The sequence below is a fragment of the Mucilaginibacter agri genome (assembly GCF_009928685.1).
GTDB classification, from domain to species: domain Bacteria; phylum Bacteroidota; class Bacteroidia; order Sphingobacteriales; family Sphingobacteriaceae; genus Mucilaginibacter; species Mucilaginibacter agri.
Genome location: NZ_WWEO01000044.1, coordinates 777,505 through 793,975, shown reverse-complemented (window position 1 = coordinate 793,975; position 16,471 = coordinate 777,505). Strand labels below are relative to the sequence as shown.

The following is a 16,471-nucleotide window of genomic DNA, read 5'->3' as shown; positions in this document are numbered from 1 at the left end:
CTCACAATAGAAAACAATGGCTGGAGGTAAAGAAACCCCAAGGCAGCGAATGATGGGTATCCTGTACCTGGTACTGTTAGGCTTAGTTGCCTTACAAATACCAGATAGTTTACTGGATGCCTTTAAAAACATCACGGAAAGCCTTTCGCAATCTCAAACAAACGTACAAACAGGTATAAACAATACGTTTGATGCATTTGAGAAAACAAAATTAAAGGATCAACCTGAAAGGGCTAAACCGATATATGATAAAGCAAAGCAGGTTAGTAAAGTAGCTACAGATTTTACAACTTATGTTGAAGGCCTTAAAAAAGAGCTGATAGACGTAGGCGGTGGTTACGACGAAACTATCCACGATTATAAAGGCCGCTCGGATATGGATATCTCGGCTCACTTTATGATCACCCAAAAACATGGCGAAGAGCTGCGTAAACAAGTTGACGAAACCCGTGAGAAATTACTGAGTTTCTTAGATGAAAAAGACCGCCAGGGTGTAAACATTAGCTTAAACGTGGTTGATCCACCAAGAAATGGTGAAGTAACCCGTAAAACATGGCAAGAGGCAACCTTCGGCGAAGGTATTCCGATGGGGGCTTCTATCACGGCATTAACTAAATTACAGGTTGATGCTAAGAATGCTGAAAACGAAATTGTTAAAAAGATTTTAGGTAAAGTAGATCAGGCAGTTGTTAACTTAGATAAGTTTAGCGCTGTAGCAGTGGCACCAAGCAGCTATGTAATAGCAGGCCAGCCATATACAGCACAGGTTTTCTTAACTGCCTCTGATTCAAAATCTAACCCTAACATCACTGTAAACGGTGCTTCGATCCCTGTAAAAGAAGGCCAGGGAACTTATACCGTGAATACTAGCAAGGAAGGGGTATTTACCTGGATAGGTAAAATTAGCGTGAAGCAGAATGATGGCCATACTAAAGACTATCAAGTTACGCAAACTTATCAGGTTGCTAAGCCATCGGCTGTAGTATCGCCAGATAAAATGAACGTTCTTTACATAGGTGTGCCTAACCCATTATCTGTTTCGGCACCTGGTTTACCTAAGGATAAACTGAGATTAAGCATTACTGAAGGTTCTATCAGTGGTTCGGACGGTGCATTTGTTGCTAACGTTAAAAATCCGGGTACCGTAAAAGTAACTGTATCTGGCGAAGCAGCTCCGGGTAAAACACAAACTTTAGGCACCAGCGAATTCCGTGTTAAACGTATCCCTGATCCTAAAGCAGTATTTGCAGGTAAAAGCAGCGGCGCTGTTGCAGCAGGTAACATTAAGGCTCAAGACAAAGTTTTTGCTAAATTGGAGAACTTTGAGTTTGATGCCAAGTTTAACGTAACCCGCTTTACTTTATGGATAGTTAAACCTCGTCAGGATCCTATTCAACTTACAGGTCAGGGTTCGGATCTTAGCGGAGCAATGAAATCTGCTATGGCAACCGTTACGCCTGGTACACGTGTTATTTTTGCCAACATTGTTGCAGTTGGCCCTGATGGCACACAACGCGGACTTGATGATATATCATTGTTAGCAAATTAAAAAGCATATGAAGAAGAAGATTATAGTTGTTGTATTGTGCCTTTTATCGGTAGGTGTTATGGCGCAAAAGCGTAGCACTAAGAAAAAAGCCCCTGCTAAAAAGCAAACTACAGCTAAAAAGACTACGGCTCCGCCTGCGGCTGCGCCAAGCACAACTATGGCTACACAGCCTGTTGCTGATACGTCTAAAAAAGCATCGGTTAAACCCTTTGATCGTCCGCTGGATGGTTATTATAAAAAGAATAACCTTAGCAACGCCAAAGTAACCCCACTGCCAAACCTGCGCGAGTCTGACGTAATGTTTGCAAAACGCGTATGGCGCGAGGTTGATACCAGGGACAAGATGAACAAGTATATGTCTTCTCCTAAAGCCAGATTAATAGACATCCTGATGGAGGCTATTGCTAACGGCGAGCTTACTGCTTACGATCCAACACCAAGCAAAGAAGACCCAAGCGGCGATACTTTTGCTACACCATTAACCCCTGGAGCTGCTAAAAGCCGTGTGGCTGATAGCGTAATGGTTGATAAGTTTGATAAAAACACAGGCGATAAAATCGGCTCTACCATGCAAGCGGGTGAATTTAACCCAGACAGTGTTGTTAGGTTCCGTATTAAAGAAGACTGGATTTTCGACAAACAACGTTCGGTATTTGAGCCACGCATTATTGGTATTGCACCTTTAATGAAACCAAAAATCAGTGGTGCCCTTGCAGGTGGCGATGTTGATTATACCCCTATTTTCTGGGTGTATTTTCCGGAAGCGCGCCAAATCTTAGCTACCAAAGAGGTTGTTAACCGTAACAACGATGCAACCGGCTTAAGCTATGACGACGTGTTTATGAAAAGGCTTTTCAATAGCTACATTGTAAAAGTATCTAACGAGAAAGACGAGCGTATTAAAGATTATGCACAAGGCATAGATCGTTTATACGAATCAGAGAAAGTGAAAAAGTCTTTAATGGACTGGGAGCTTAACCTGTGGTCGTACTAAGTACAGAGATCTTTTAACGAAATAAATAACCCCGGAAGCTTAGCTTACCGGGGTATTTTTTTGGCCGAAATATTCGGTTATGGCTTTGGCCTGTTTTAGGTTGACTACTTCCTGTAGTTCGGTAACAGTAGCTTCTCGGATTTTTTTAACCGATTTAAAGTATTTAAGCAGCTTCTCGGCTGATGTTTTGCCGATGCCATCTATAAGTTCCAGTTCGGTTGCAAGCGTGCTCTTATCGCGTTTTTTGCGGTGAGCAGTAATACCGAAACGGTGCGCCTCATCGCGTAGTTGTTGGATCACCTTTAAGGTCTCCGATTTTTTATCCAGATACAGCGGGTATTGGTCGCCGGGGTAGTAGAGCTCTTCGAGCCTTTTGGCAATGCCGATAACCGTCATCTGCTTATCAATGCCCAATAGTTTCAAGCTCTTTAATGCCGACGAAAGCTGCCCTTTACCACCATCAATAATGATGAGCTGAGGTAAGTCACCACCTTCATCTAACATGCGCCTGTAGCGGCGGTGAACGGCTTCTTCCATAGTGGCAAAATCGTTAGGACCCTCTACTGTTTTAACATTGAAGAATCGGTAGTCCTTTTTTGATGGCTTGCCATCCCTGAAAACCACGATAGCCGATACCGGATATTTACCCTGAAAGTTAGAGTTATCAAAACACTCAATGTGTTTTGGCAGCTGGTTCATGCGCAAATCCTTCATCATTTGGGTGAGCAAACGTTCGGTGCGCACATCGGGGTTTAGCCTTTCGTATTGGTCTATTTTTTCGGTTTTAAAGAACGTTACGTTCTTGGCCGATAGGTCGAGCAGTTTTTTCTTCTCTCCCAGCTTGGGCACCGTGAACTTCAGCTTATCGTCGTCCAGATCAATATCAAAAGGGACAATGATCTCCTTAGACGTACTGTTATAACGGGTTCTGAATTCGGATATAGCTAGTGTTAGCAGCTCCTCGTCACTTTCATCCAGTCGTTTTTTAAGTTCGATGGTTTGCGTTTGGATAATGGTGCCGTTCATTACCTTAAGGTAGTTTACAAAGGCATATTTCTCTTCTGAAGCGATGCTGAAAACGTCAACCTCTGTAATGGACGAATTTACAACGGTTGATTTATGCTGATATTTATCCAGCAGGTCAAACTTATACTTCAGCTTGTGCGCCAGCTCAAAATCGAGGTTCATGGCGGCGTTATCCATATCTGCTTTCAGGTTGCGAATTACAGCACCCGTTTTACCGTTCAAAATGTCGGTGATTTCGCCAATGTTATGTTCGTAGTCCTCAAGCGTCTGGTAATTCTGGCAAGGGCCTTTGCAATTACCTAACTGGTACTCTAAACAAACCTTAAACTTGCCCGCGTCGATATTCTCTTTAGTAAGGTTAAGGTTGCAGGTACGAAGCGGATAGGTCTCTTTAATAAGCCCGAGTATGGTATGCATCATACTCACCGAGGCATAGGGCCCTAGATATTTAGAGCCATCCTTCACAATTCTGCGTGTCCAGTAGATGCGGGGGAAGGGCTCGTTTTTGATGATGATCCAGGGATAAGTTTTATCATCCTTCAGCATTACGTTGTATCGCGGCTGATGCTTTTTGATCATGCTGTTTTCCAGCAGCCAGGCATCTACCTCGGTATCAACTATGGTAAAGGTTATCTTGCGGATTTTAGATACCAGCACTCGCGTCTTGGCATTTACATTAAGATCTTTAACAAAATAAGACGTTACGCGATTGCGCAGATCTTTAGCCTTGCCAATATAGATCAGCTCGTTCTCGCTGTCCCAGTATTGATATACACCGGGCTTATGTGGTATCTTCTTTAACTCTTCTCGGTAATCAAACATAAGTCACGCCCCCCGACCCCCTGAAGGGGGAGGAAAAGTACAAATCCTCTTTGCCTTATAAGCAAAAGAGGAATTGCATAGTTTTTATAATAAATAATTTGCCCGGCTTTTGATTAGTATAGTTAAACTATTATGCTAATCAAAAGCTCCCCCTTTAGGGGGCTAGGGGGGTTAAAACCCTAATTTCTTATCAACCTCGTCTGTACCTTGTTGCTGCTGGTTGTATTGGCCGCAGTCAAGTACAGTGGTCAACCCATTTTTAGGTGGAGCGAAATCTACATTCTTTTTAATACCTAAGGTCGGGTTGGCATATACCTGTTTCATATATAAGGCAAATATCGGCAATGCAGTGTTAGCTCCCTCACCTAAACGTGTACTGCGGAAGTGAATATCCCGGTCTTCGCAACCTGTCCAAACACCCGTAACCAGTTGTGGTGTTATACCGATGAACCAGCCATCGGAGTTTGCCTGGGTAGTACCTGTTTTACCACCTATGGGATTAGTTAAGCCATATTTCCATTGCAAACGTTGGCCAGTACCTTCTTGTATAACGCCCTTTAACATGTAAGTCATTACGTAGGCATACTGATCTTCCATTGCTTGTACAACACGTGGTTTATTATCGTAAAGTACGTTGCCGTTTTTATCTTCTATACGCACCAGGTAAGTGGGCTCCGTCCAGATACCGTGGTTAGCAAATACCGAGTAAGCGCCTGTCATGTCAAAAACAGAAGCATCGAAAACACCCAGACAGATAGAAGGGTAGGCCGGCACTTCAGTAGTGATCCCCATCTTTTTTATCAGAGTGGCAACAGGTTGTGCCGTAACTTCTTTCATAACGTGAGCAGTAACCCAGTTTTGTGAATTTGCTAATGCCTTACGCAAGGTAATCATACCCGGTATTGTTGAGCTTGGTTCAGAATTTGGGCACCACGGCGGGCTCCCCGGAATACGGATCGTATCCGGCACGTTATTAACCTGCATACATGGTGAGAATCCGTTTGCAATGGCTACTGCATAGGTAAAGGGTTTGGCTGTAGAACCCACCTGCCTTGCGCCGGTTTTCACCTGATCGTATTTGTAATGTTTAAAATCGATACCGCCAACCCAGGCCTTAATATAGCCGGTTGTTGGGTCCATACTCATCATGGCATTACGCAAGGTAAGCTTGCTGTATACGATAGAGTCTATCGGTTTCATGGTAGTGTCTCTATCGCCTCGCCAGGTAAATATGTTCATAGGGGCAGGAGTGTTAAAATCCTCCATGATCTCTTCATCCGTTTTACCCTCCTGTTTCAGCATGCGGTAACGGTCCGAGCGCTGCATGCCTTGCTTAATCAACAAGTCGTAATTCTGGATAGATTTACGCAGATTGTAGCCATGCCAGTGATCGTTAAACTGAGCCTGCAGTTCGCGCATGTACTTATGCTGTGCTTCTTCGGCATACTGTTGCATGTCGTAGTTAAGCGTGGTGTATATTTTTAAGCCGTCGCGATCCAGGTCATATTGGCTGCCATCGGTTTTAACAATAGATTTTTCTTCCAGAATGCGCTGCACGTCTTTCTTTAATACCGAGCGGAAATAAGTCGCCAGGCCTTCGGTATGATCTGTAGGGTGGAATTTGATACCTAACGGACGTTGTTTAAACTCCTCGTACTGGCCGTCTGTAATATAGTTTTCCTGCGACATACGGTATAACACGAAGTTACGGCCCGTAGTGGCATTATCCGGGTGACGGATCGGGTTATACAACGTAGGTGCATTTACCATACGCACCAGCAACGCAGCCTGGTCGGGTGTTAAGTTTGCCGGGGTAGTATTAAAGTAGGTAGCCGCAGCCGAACTGATGCCGAAAGTATTATATGCACCAAAATCTACCGTATTAAGGTACATGGTGATGATCTCTTCTTTGGTGTAGTTGCGCTCTATACGTACAGCGATAATCCACTCCTGTAGTTTCTGGATAATACGCTTGATAGGGTTGTGGGCGCCCTGTGCTCCGTTGAACAGGTTTTTGGCCAATTGCTGGGTGATAGTACTACCACCTTGTTTATGGCCCACCATGTTATAAAGCACAATGCTGAACGTACGGCCAAAATCGATCCCCGAGTGGCTGTAAAAACGGTTATCCTCCGTAGCAACTAGGGCGTTGATTACGTTGGGTGATATTTGTTTAAAGCTAACGTTAGAGCGGTTTTGTACAAAATATTTACCCAGCACACGTTTATCTTCCGACATGATTTCTGATGCCAGGTTGCTTTTGGGATTTTCTAAGTCGCGGAAAGATGGTAGTGCACCGAATAAGCCGAAATTAACACAAAGCAGCAACAGCACAATAAAGCTGAAACCACCTATTACAATACCCCATAATCTCCGGTTGTAACGTTTAATTTCCTGGTCGGTAAGTTTTATAATCATTTGTTTTTAATAGTTCTTTTGATAAAAGTCGATGTAGCTGTCTAACATCTTTTTGTCTTCCAGCTTGTCGAGGTTTTCTTGTGTAGCTATAAAGAAGCTGTATTTATCCGCAGGCACCTTCATAATTTGTGGCATTAGCGGGATAATGGCCCGTGCATAATCTTTTGCACTAGCCAGACTCGGGAAAACGCCCACAAAGATAAGCTGATTATCCGTACCTGCATATTTTAACTGATGTTTGATGCCGGCCTCTGGTGGATAGTTAGCCCGGTTAAACTGCCCGATACCAAAACGCGAAGACGATAAATTAGTTGTAGCTGCATTTACATTAATCACAAAATAATAACGGCTGCTATCGCGCATAGAGAATATCATGTTGGCAGGTTTAGTTACAGCTGTAACCTTTGCAGGCTGATTTGCTGCAGGTTGCTTGGCAGCCGCAGGAGGAGCTTGCACCACAACCGGCGTTTTGGTAATCACTAACGACTGTGCAAATGGTGAATCGTATAGATCGTTATCAACCAATACAACCGGGCGCGAGGCCAGTTCGGCCTGATTGGCATCGATATAGGTGAGGTGCTCGTTAATTAACGGTACAATCAGCGGATCGTTAGGGTAATCGTTGAGGATGTTATACAAGTCCATACGGAAAGGCAGCAACTTTTCCTGGTGACCAGCTGCCATAGCCTTTAAGTAAGCTAGCTGTGCGGCCAGTTTATTGCCTGGAAATTGCTGCAGTAATTGATTGGTGCGGTCAATTACGTCGGTATATTGTTTATGCGCGTACAGATCATATACCTGATTATACAGGGCATTAAACTCGGCATCCTTATCATTCATTTTACGGCCATAATCCGGATCGAGGATAACCTTGGCGAAAGGTGTTTCAGCATAGTTTTTCAGCAACAGATCTTTATAGTAGTCGGATTTGGCCTGATCGATGTCGCTGTACAAACGGTACAGGTTGTAATAAATAGCGGGCTTCTCGGTACCATCGGGAAAGCGTTTTAACAACGTCTCATATGTAGTAATAGCTTCTTTGTGGTCTTGCAGCACATCACGATAAAAGTTGGCTATGTTAAAATAGGCCGTATAAACACGTGCATTAGAGGCTGCGATGTTTTGAGGGGTAAGGGGCAGATCCTGCACTATCATTTGCTTATAGGTGGCCGCGATAATATCGTCGTTAGATTTTTGATCTTTCTTAGGCAATACACTTGGATCAACCTGGTTGGTAATATTCTGCGTGTTGTTAGTAATGTCGCTGTTTGCGCGGGCACTGCGGCGCCAGTTATCCTCCAGTTTACGGTTACCCCAGCGGCGTTTAAAATCATTAAAACCCTGGCTCAGCGAGTTTACGTTATAAAAGTAAAATGTATTGGCGCCGGGTGTAGTCGCGGTTGCTACGCTGCTTGTTGGTGCATTGGCATCGGTAAATGCCGAGGTAGTTGCAGCGGCGGCCGCAGCTTTAACTTCAGTAACATGTATTTTCGCCAGCTCATCCAAACGGGCAGCGCGGTCTTTTTCGTTTAGTTGGGCCAGTTGCTGCAGGGTATCTTCACGGGCAATAATGCGCAACTGTTCTCCCAATATTTGCAGATTGTTGGCCTTTAGCTGAATAGTACGATAGCCTGGATAGGTAGGCGAAAGATTTAAGAGCGTACTATCGTAAAGATTTTTTGCTGCGGTGTAATCGCCTTTCTTGGTAAAACTAATATCGGCGAGACGAAGGTAGTCGAGGCCTTTTTGGTTTTGATTTTTGGTGCTGTGGTTTATAGACAGGCGATAGTTCTTAATGGCATCTTCTATTTTACCGTCGGCGGCATACAGTTCTGCTATCTGATAATAGATCTGATCAATAAACTCTTTATTATTCTCGTTTCGTAATAAGCGTCTCAACCTTTCCTGGCGGGTAATATGGACGTTGTTCTGCGTATCCTCAATCCTAATGCGGTTAAGCTCTGCATTAAAAGCCATCTCAAAAACCGCGTTGCTTTTTACAATTTTACTATAGCTGGCGTAAGCATCAGCAGATTTATGGTTTTGCTCTTGCAATTGTGCCAGTATAAATATCAGCCTGCGTTTAAGCTTGCTGTCGCTAACGGCTTTAATGGCATTTTTGGCCATTTCTTCGCCCTCTTTATAATCTCCGGCATCAATATCATATTGCAGGCGCGCAGCATATGTATTGGCCGCGTCCACTTTCTTCTTAGCATAAAATAAAACACTTAGGCCGGTATCTGATACTGCTTTCGCCAGGGGGAGTTGGTGCAAATTAAGTAAGGTGCGCACCCGCCAGTTGCGCGCTTCGGCAGATAACAATGGCCTGTCAGAATAATTCCGGACTACATAACTGCCAAACTCATCGGCCACAAAATAGCTTCCGTACAAATAGTTGGCTTTGGTTAAAAGCAGATAAGCATCGCCTATATAGTGGCTTTGCTCTTTAAGATTAATAATATTGTTGGCTTTGCCGATTACGGCATCGAGGTCTTTATCAACCCCGCTGTGGGCTATGGTGTCCTGGTAAACGCGTAGTATCTGGCTGTAGTTATCTATATACGACGCGGCGTAGATCTCCTGTTTTTGCCGCAGCAAATCATTGGCATTAAACAGGATGTTGTAATGTGCAGTTAGGTTTTGCAGGCCACGGTTAACCGCGCTCTTTTTTTCGAGCGAGCAGCCGGCCAGCAAACCAATCAACAACAAAAACCTTAAAAGATGTTTTATATATGTATTAATAGCCCAATAGTACTTCAAGTTATATGTGTTTATAAATAGCCACGCTAATTTACTAAATACTATTAAACAGGATCAATAAATTTGTACATGGCCAATAATGAACAAAAGCCCGGCGATAATAGCGGAAAACCGGTTAATAATTATATTAAATACAGTAGTATCGCTTTCCAGATGTTTGCGATAATAGGCGTTTTCACATTTGTTGGGTATGAGATTGATAAGCACGCACAACATGCTACACCCTGGGTAACGGCCATGCTGTCACTCATCGGGGTTTTTATATCTTTGTACCTCGTTATTAAATCGCTTAAAGATTGAGCCGCTTAATTATTTATTTTCTCGTGTTTTCTTTGGTTATTGCTATACCACCGCTGGTTGTGGGTTATACTTATGGCCCAACATGGCTTTCACCAAATTTTTGGTATATATACCTGTTTTATTTTATCGTTACATTTTCAGTGTGTGCAATTGTGGTAGTTGGACAGCAGATCAGCGATAAATCGGGCGTGCAATTGTTTTTAATAGGTACCACTGTGAAGCTATTGGCATGTATGAGTTTTGCTATAATATATGTACGATATATCCCAATAAATACCTCGCGATTTATACTTAGCTTTTTTTATCTATATTTCTTGAATACGGCCTTTGAAATATATTTGCTATTAAGTAACTTGCGCGTCCAAAATAAAAAGTAAAAATCTCCGCATAAATGGATTTTAGCCACATTTTGAACTCAAAAAAACTTACTTTAAGCGTTGTTTTAAGCGTTTTTCTGAGTTTGTTCGCATGTAAAAGTTTCGCTATACAGAGCGAAAATGAAACTGTAAAGGAAAAAAATGCCAAAGAAGAGGTATTTAATCCCACAACTGCCATATTAGAACATATTGGCGATTCGCACTACTGGCATGTAGGTGGCGAGCTGTCTTTCCCGTTGCCGGTAATTATTTTTACTGATGGTGGTTTAGAAACATTTTCCGCTGCTGAATTTCACCATGGCGAAGCGGCTTACCAGGGTAAATATCATACCTATAAACTGGTAGAAGATAAGATCCGTGTTGTTGATGCCAACGGTGCGGTAGATAAAGAAGCTTCGCACCATATCTATGATTTTTCGATCACCAAAAACGTGGTTGCCTTGTGGATAGCGGGTATCCTGTTATTGGTTATATTCTTTGCGGTTGCCGGCGGTTATAAAAAACGTACGGGTAAAGCACCAAAAGGCTTACAGTCTTTCATAGAGCCAATTATTTTGTTTGTGCGCGATGAGATTGCCCGCCCTAACATTGGCTACCGCTACCAAAAGTATATGCCTATACTGTTAACCATCTTCTTCTTTATCTGGATGAATAACCTGTTGGGCCTTATTCCTATTTTCCCGGGTGGCGCTAACGTTACAGGTAATATCATGTTAACATTTATGCTATCATTTGTGGTAATGCTTATTGTTAACTTCAGCGCTAATAAATATTACTGGAAACACATTTTTATGCCAGATGTACCACTTTGGTTATACCCGATCATGATTCCGGTTGAGTTGATCGGTGTTATTTCAAAGCCTTTCGCTTTAATGATCCGTTTGTATGCTAACATCTCTGCTGGCCACATCATCGTGTTGAGTTTAATATCACTGATATTCATCTTCAAATCACTTTGGACATCGGTTGTATCGGTTCCGTTCGTAGTATTTATGGATGTGCTGGAGTTACTGGTTGCGTTTCTGCAAGCGTTTATTTTCACGATGCTTACTGCACTGTTTATCGGTACTGCAGTAGAGGAGCATCATCATTAATATCGTAAATAATTATACACTATATTTAACTTTTAAAATTTAACAAACATGACTGGAAGTATTGCTGCATTAGGTGCAGGTTTAGCGGTTATCGGTGCAGGTATCGGTATCGGTCAGATTGGTGGTAAAGCAATGGAAGGTATTGCTCGTCAGCCTGAAGCTTCTTCAAAAATCCAAACTGCCATGATCATCGCTGCAGCCCTTGTAGAAGGTGTTGCTTTATTCGGTGTGGTAGTAGCATTATTAGGCAACAAATAATTGCCGCTTACAAGGCAAGGCCGGATAGCGTTTGGCGACCGGCTTTGCTTTATTAAAAGTTAATACAAAGATTTTATATAAGTAATGGAAGAGTTATTTGACGGTTTATTGAATGATCATTTGGGTTTTGTAGTTTGGTCTGCAGTTGCCTTTTTGATTTTGGTGATATTACTGGGCAAATTTGCCTGGAAACCAATTATGAGTGCTATTAACGAAAGAGAACGTTCTATCGAAGATGCACTTTTAAAAGCCGAAGCAGCTAAAGAAGAGATGGCCCGCTTAACAAACGAAAACGAAAGTTTGTTAAAACAAGCCCGTGCAGAGCGCGACCTTATTTTAAAGGAAGCACGCCACATGAAAGATCAGATTATTGCTGAAGCTAAAGAAGCTGCACATGCCGAAGGCGCCCGCATGATAGAGAAAGCAACTATTGAAATTAACAGCCAGAAAGCGATTGCTATTGCCGATGTTAAAAATCAGGTAGCTAACCTTTCTATCGATATTGCCGAGAAATTGTTGCGTAAGCAATTTGAAAACCAAAGAGAGCAGGACCAACTTGTTGCCGACCTGTTAAAAGAAGTTAAAGTGAATTAGATATCGGATTTCGGATGTTCGATTTCAGATTTTGAAATTGGGCGGAAGATTCCATTAGGGCGTAGGTGATAAGATTAAGTGATTTAAGTAAATCAGCAATCCAAAATCCGAAATCCGAAATAAAAAAAATATGTCTGAAATAACAGTTGCAAACAGGTACGCCAAATCACTGATCGACTTAGCCAAAGAGCAAAACTTGCTGGATGCTGTAAGGGCAGATATGAGTTTGTTTGAGCAAGCCGTTAAAGCTAATTCACAGCTGGGAGCCGTATTGCGTAACCCAATTATTCCGCAGGATAAAAAGACCAGTGTATTGGAAGGTATTTTTGGCGGTAAGGTTAACAAGATTACACTTGCATTTTTTAAACTGGTAGTAAGCAAAGGCCGTGCGGAACTTTTATATCCAACAGCACAAGAGTTTGTGAACCAGTATGATGTATTTGAACATATCGTAAGGGCTACGGTGGTATCAGCAGCCCCACTATCGGCAGATAACCGCAAACAGGTTATTGCAGAAGTGAATAAAATAGCCGCTGGCGAAGTTGTGTTGACCGAAAAGGTTAATGCGGCATTAATTGGCGGGTTTATATTAACCGTAGGCGACAAGCAAGTTGACACAAGTGTAGCAAGCAGCTTAACGAAATTGAAGAAAGATTTCGGCCAACCGGTAGTTTAATTAAGTAAATAGAAAAGCAAACGCTAAAACAGATAAAATACAATGGCAGAGGTTAGACCAGACGAAGTATCAGCCATATTGCGCCAGCAATTGTCGGGCTTCAAGTCAGAAACTGAATTAGAAGAAGTGGGTACTGTACTCCAGGTGGGTGACGGTATTGCACGCGTTTATGGATTAACGCAAGTACAATCAGGCGAGCTGGTTGAGTTTGACAACGGCCTGCAAGGCATCGTACTGAACCTTGAAGAGGATAACGTGGGTGTGGTATTGTTAGGTCAGTCTGAAGGTGTAAAAGAAGGCGATACCATTAAACGTACCAATAAAATTGCTTCCCTGCGTGCAGGTGAAGGCATGTTGGGCCGTGTGGTAAATACCTTAGGTGAGCCTATCGACGGTAAAGGACCAATTAAAGGCGAAACTTACGAGATGCCTTTGGAGCGTAAAGCACCAGGTGTAATCTATCGTCAGCCGGTAACTGAGCCTCTGCAAACCGGTATCAAAGCTATCGACGCGATGATCCCTATCGGCCGTGGCCAGCGTGAGTTGGTAATCGGCGACCGCCAGATTGGTAAAACTGCGGTTTGTATCGATACCATCATCAACCAAAAAGAATTTTATGATGCCGGTCAGCCGGTAATTTGTATATATGTTGCCTGTGGCCAAAAAGCTTCAACCGTTGCGAACATCGTTCGTACGTTAGAAGAAAAAGGTGCTATGGCATACACTATCGTAGTAGCTTCAAACGCGTCAGACCCTGCAGCAATGCAGTTCTTTGCTCCGTTTGCCGGTGCTGCTGTAGGTGAGTACTTCCGTGATACAGGCCGCCCTGCATTGATCGTTTATGATGATCTTTCTAAACAGGCAGTTGCTTACCGCGAGGTATCGTTATTACTACGTCGTCCACCGGGCCGTGAGGCTTACCCGGGTGACGTGTTTTACCTGCACAGCCGTTTATTAGAGCGTGCTGCAAAAATCAACGCCAACGACGATATCGCTAAAGCGATGAACGATTTGCCGGAGTCAATCCGTCACTTGGTTAAAGGCGGTGGTTCATTAACTGCATTACCAATTATCGAAACCCAGGCTGGTGACGTATCTGCATACATCCCAACCAACGTAATTTCGATTACTGACGGTCAGATCTTCCTGGAGTCTAACTTGTTTAACGCAGGTGTTCGTCCGGCTATCAACGTAGGTATCTCGGTATCACGTGTGGGTGGTAACGCGCAGATCAAATCAATGAAAAAAGTTGCCGGTACTTTAAAACTGGATCAGGCTCAATACCGTGAGTTAGAGGCATTCTCTAAATTCGGTTCTGACCTTGATGCTTCAACAAAACTGGTACTTGATAAAGGTGCCCGTAACGTTGAAATGTTAAAACAAGCTCAATTCTCACCGGTATCTGTTGAAAAACAGGTTGCTATTATTTACTTAGGTACTAAAAACTTAATGCGTGCTGTGCCGGTAAACAAGGTTAGAGAGTTTGAAATTGAGTTTACCAGCCAGTTGCAACTGCGCCATCCAGAAACTTTAGCTGCCCTTAAAGCAGGTAAGTTTGATGACCAGATTACAGGTGTACTGGAAGCTGTAGCTAAAGAGCTGACAGGTAAATATTAATTAAGTAGCAAGTAATTAGTATCAAGTATCAAGTAGCCGGATTGCAAAATCTCGATACTTGATACTCGATACTTGATACTCAAAAATAGATGGCTAATTTAAAGGAAGTAAGAAATCGTATTGCATCTGTAAACTCAACGCAGCAGATTACCAAGGCCATGAAAATGGTTTCGGCTGCTAAGTTAAAGCGTGCAACCAATGCTATATTGCAGTTACGCCCGTACGCTACCGAGCTGCAGGAAATGCTGTCTAACCTTTCGGCAAGCCTGGAGGATGGATCATCTCCATTTTTGCAGGAGCGCGAACCGGTTCGTGTACTGGTAGTGGTTGTTACCTCTAACCGCGGGTTGGCAGGCGCTTTTAACGCTAACGCGATAAAAACAGCTAATAACCTTATTGCTGAGAAATACCCGGAGCAGTTAAAAGCCGGTAAGGTATCTATTGTGGCAATCGGTAAAAAAGGACAAGAGTTTTACCAGCGCCGTGGCTATAATGTAATTGGTAACAACAACGAAATTTTCAGCAACCTTAACTTTGTTGAAGTTTCTAAAATTACTGATAGCATTATGCAAGGTTTCCTTGATGGCAAATATGACCGTGTTGAGTTGGTTTATAACCACTTTAAAAACGCAGCCCTGCAGTTTTTAGTTGCCGAGCAGTTGTTGCCGGTGCCTAAAACAGAAACTAAGGCTGAGGTTAAAGCAGCACAGGTTGATTATATCCTGGAGCCTTCGCAAGAAGAGATCGTAGCGCAGCTGATCCCTAAAAATATTAAGATACAGTTATACCGTGCAGTGCTTGATTCTAACGCATCTGAACACGGCGCCCGTATGACAGCAATGGACAAAGCAACCGACAACGCCGGTGAGCTTTTACGCAGCCTGAAGCTATCATACAACCAGGCACGCCAGGCCGCTATCACTACCGAGCTTACCGAGATCGTAAGTGGTGCTGCAGCATTGTCTAACGGATAACAGCCTTAAACAATTTTATTAACGAAGCCGTCCCGATTTTTCGGGACGGCTTTGTTGCTTTACGGGCATTTGTAACGAAGATATAGCAGTGGGTTACTTTATGATTGCAGGCCGTATTAAATACAAAACCTACAATCATGAAAACTAAAACTTTACACACTATGCTGCTTGCCGGTATAGTTTTCTTAGCCGCCTGCAAAGGAACATCAGAGTATAAAGCCCTAAATAATGCCGACACAGTTTCGCTGAGAGCCGATTCTTCTTCGGGAGTTAAACTGGTTAAAACGGGATCTATAAATTTTAAAGTAAAAAATGTTGATCGAGCTAGTGAAACTATAAGTGCGCTTACAACAAAGTACGGGGGCATGGTAATGCATCATAATGTCCGCTCGGATGTTGAGCAAACCAAAGATTTTCATTTAAGCAACGATTCTATGATGCGCGTATCGTCAATACGCACTGCGGCCGATCTGACGGTTAAAATACCATCGGTGAAGCTTGAGGAATTTATGAATGAGGTAAGCCACTTAAGCCTATATGTAACCGAGCGAAAAATGGATATTGAAGATAAAAGCTTCGATTACCTTGCTGACCAGCTAAAGCTGCAAAACCGTAACCAGTTTATTGCACAGCAAAAGAAAGGAAAAGTAGTTGTTAAAAGCCCGTCCGCAGTGTTAGACCTAAAGGATGATATGGTGGATCAGCAGGTGAATAACCTCCGGATAAATGATGCTGTAAAATATAGTATCATTGATCTGCACTGTTTTCAGAGCAACTATATTAACAAAGAAATCATAGCAAACGACGATCCTGCTGCTTATCAGATTTCGTACCTAAACCGTATTGGTACCGCCTTGCAAAATGGTGTTTTGATATTTGGGGATCTGATGGTAACGCTCGCCAATCTATGGGTATTGCTATTAATTGCGGCATTAGGTTGGTTCGGCTTCCGCTATTACAAACGCAAACATGCCAAACCGATTCTAAATAACATTTAAACGCAAATAGTATT

13 protein-coding genes are annotated in these 16,471 nt (G+C 42.9%); 10 read left to right on the top strand and 3 right to left on the bottom strand.

Annotation, left to right across the window (positions count from 1 at the left end; genetic code table 11):
- The first annotated feature begins 16 nt into the window (after nt 1–16).
- Nucleotides 17–1,549 (top strand): type IX secretion system motor protein PorM/GldM, encoded by a 1,533-nt coding sequence (porM, locus tag GSY63_RS19595; protein ID WP_166587514.1) that lies wholly within the window; start codon nt 17–19, stop codon nt 1,547–1,549.
- A gap of 7 nt (nt 1,550–1,556) precedes the next feature.
- The gene (gene porN, locus GSY63_RS19590) at nt 1,557–2,543 is read left to right on the top strand and encodes a type IX secretion system ring subunit PorN/GldN (RefSeq protein ID WP_166587513.1); all 987 of its coding nucleotides are present in this window, start codon (nt 1,557–1,559) and stop codon (nt 2,541–2,543) included.
- 39 nt (nt 2,544–2,582) lie between these two features.
- Here the strand turns inward: porN and uvrC are convergent, their stop codons facing one another.
- The 3 genes from uvrC to porW form a co-directional block, all read right to left on the bottom strand.
- Nucleotides 2,583–4,391, bottom strand: coding sequence for an excinuclease ABC subunit UvrC (uvrC, locus tag GSY63_RS19585; RefSeq protein WP_166587512.1), 1,809 nt, complete (start codon nt 4,389–4,391; stop codon nt 2,583–2,585).
- 171 nt (nt 4,392–4,562) lie between these two features.
- Nucleotides 4,563–6,809, bottom strand: coding sequence for a penicillin-binding protein 1A (locus tag GSY63_RS19580; RefSeq protein WP_166587511.1), 2,247 nt, complete (start codon nt 6,807–6,809; stop codon nt 4,563–4,565).
- Between the two features lie 6 nt (nt 6,810–6,815).
- A complete protein-coding gene (gene porW, locus GSY63_RS19575) occupies nt 6,816–9,569 on the bottom strand; it encodes a type IX secretion system periplasmic lipoprotein PorW/SprE (protein ID WP_166587510.1) in 2,754 nt (917 codons plus the stop codon).
- Nucleotides 9,570–9,638: 69 nt separating this feature from the next.
- Between porW and GSY63_RS19570 the strand changes: the two genes are divergently transcribed.
- From GSY63_RS19570 to GSY63_RS19535, 8 genes are all read left to right on the top strand, one after another.
- Nucleotides 9,639–9,869 (top strand): AtpZ/AtpI family protein, encoded by a 231-nt coding sequence (locus GSY63_RS19570; protein WP_166587509.1) that lies wholly within the window; start codon nt 9,639–9,641, stop codon nt 9,867–9,869.
- 409 nt (nt 9,870–10,278) lie between these two features.
- The gene (gene atpB, locus GSY63_RS19565) at nt 10,279–11,340 is read left to right on the top strand and encodes a F0F1 ATP synthase subunit A (protein ID WP_317168588.1); all 1,062 of its coding nucleotides are present in this window, start codon (nt 10,279–10,281) and stop codon (nt 11,338–11,340) included.
- Nucleotides 11,341–11,388: 48 nt separating this feature from the next.
- Nucleotides 11,389–11,598 (top strand): ATP synthase F0 subunit C, encoded by a 210-nt coding sequence (gene atpE, locus GSY63_RS19560; protein WP_166587507.1) that lies wholly within the window; start codon nt 11,389–11,391, stop codon nt 11,596–11,598.
- 84 nt (nt 11,599–11,682) lie between these two features.
- Nucleotides 11,683–12,192, top strand: coding sequence for a F0F1 ATP synthase subunit B (atpF, locus tag GSY63_RS19555; RefSeq protein WP_166587506.1), 510 nt, complete (start codon nt 11,683–11,685; stop codon nt 12,190–12,192).
- A 130-nt stretch (nt 12,193–12,322) separates the two neighbouring features.
- On the top strand, nt 12,323–12,868 hold the full coding sequence (atpH, locus tag GSY63_RS19550; RefSeq protein ID WP_166587505.1) for an ATP synthase F1 subunit delta: 546 nt from the start codon (nt 12,323–12,325) through the stop codon (nt 12,866–12,868).
- Between the two features lie 42 nt (nt 12,869–12,910).
- Complete coding sequence (gene atpA / locus GSY63_RS19545) at nt 12,911–14,485, top strand: F0F1 ATP synthase subunit alpha (protein ID WP_166587504.1); 1,575 nt, start codon at nt 12,911–12,913, stop codon at nt 14,483–14,485.
- Between the two features lie 89 nt (nt 14,486–14,574).
- A complete protein-coding gene (gene atpG, locus GSY63_RS19540; RefSeq protein WP_166587503.1) occupies nt 14,575–15,459 on the top strand; it encodes an ATP synthase F1 subunit gamma in 885 nt (294 codons plus the stop codon).
- A 137-nt stretch (nt 15,460–15,596) separates the two neighbouring features.
- The gene (locus GSY63_RS19535; protein ID WP_166587502.1) at nt 15,597–16,457 is read left to right on the top strand and encodes a DUF4349 domain-containing protein; all 861 of its coding nucleotides are present in this window, start codon (nt 15,597–15,599) and stop codon (nt 16,455–16,457) included.
- The last annotated feature ends 14 nt before the right edge of the window (nt 16,458–16,471 follow it).

Coding starts and splice junctions, on each gene's coding strand:
- porM (WP_166587514.1), top strand. CDS start 17: ATGGCTGGAGGTAAAGAAACCCCAAGGCAGCGAATGATGGGTATCCTG.
- porN (WP_166587513.1), top strand. CDS start 1,557: ATGAAGAAGAAGATTATAGTTGTTGTATTGTGCCTTTTATCGGTAGGT.
- uvrC (WP_166587512.1), bottom strand. CDS start 4,391: ATGTTTGATTACCGAGAAGAGTTAAAGAAGATACCACATAAGCCCGGT.
- GSY63_RS19580 (WP_166587511.1), bottom strand. CDS start 6,809: ATGATTATAAAACTTACCGACCAGGAAATTAAACGTTACAACCGGAGA.
- GSY63_RS19570 (WP_166587509.1), top strand. CDS start 9,639: ATGGCCAATAATGAACAAAAGCCCGGCGATAATAGCGGAAAACCGGTT.
- atpE (WP_166587507.1), top strand. CDS start 11,389: ATGACTGGAAGTATTGCTGCATTAGGTGCAGGTTTAGCGGTTATCGGT.
- atpF (WP_166587506.1), top strand. CDS start 11,683: ATGGAAGAGTTATTTGACGGTTTATTGAATGATCATTTGGGTTTTGTA.
- atpH (WP_166587505.1), top strand. CDS start 12,323: ATGTCTGAAATAACAGTTGCAAACAGGTACGCCAAATCACTGATCGAC.
- atpA (WP_166587504.1), top strand. CDS start 12,911: ATGGCAGAGGTTAGACCAGACGAAGTATCAGCCATATTGCGCCAGCAA.
- atpG (WP_166587503.1), top strand. CDS start 14,575: ATGGCTAATTTAAAGGAAGTAAGAAATCGTATTGCATCTGTAAACTCA.
- GSY63_RS19535 (WP_166587502.1), top strand. CDS start 15,597: ATGAAAACTAAAACTTTACACACTATGCTGCTTGCCGGTATAGTTTTC.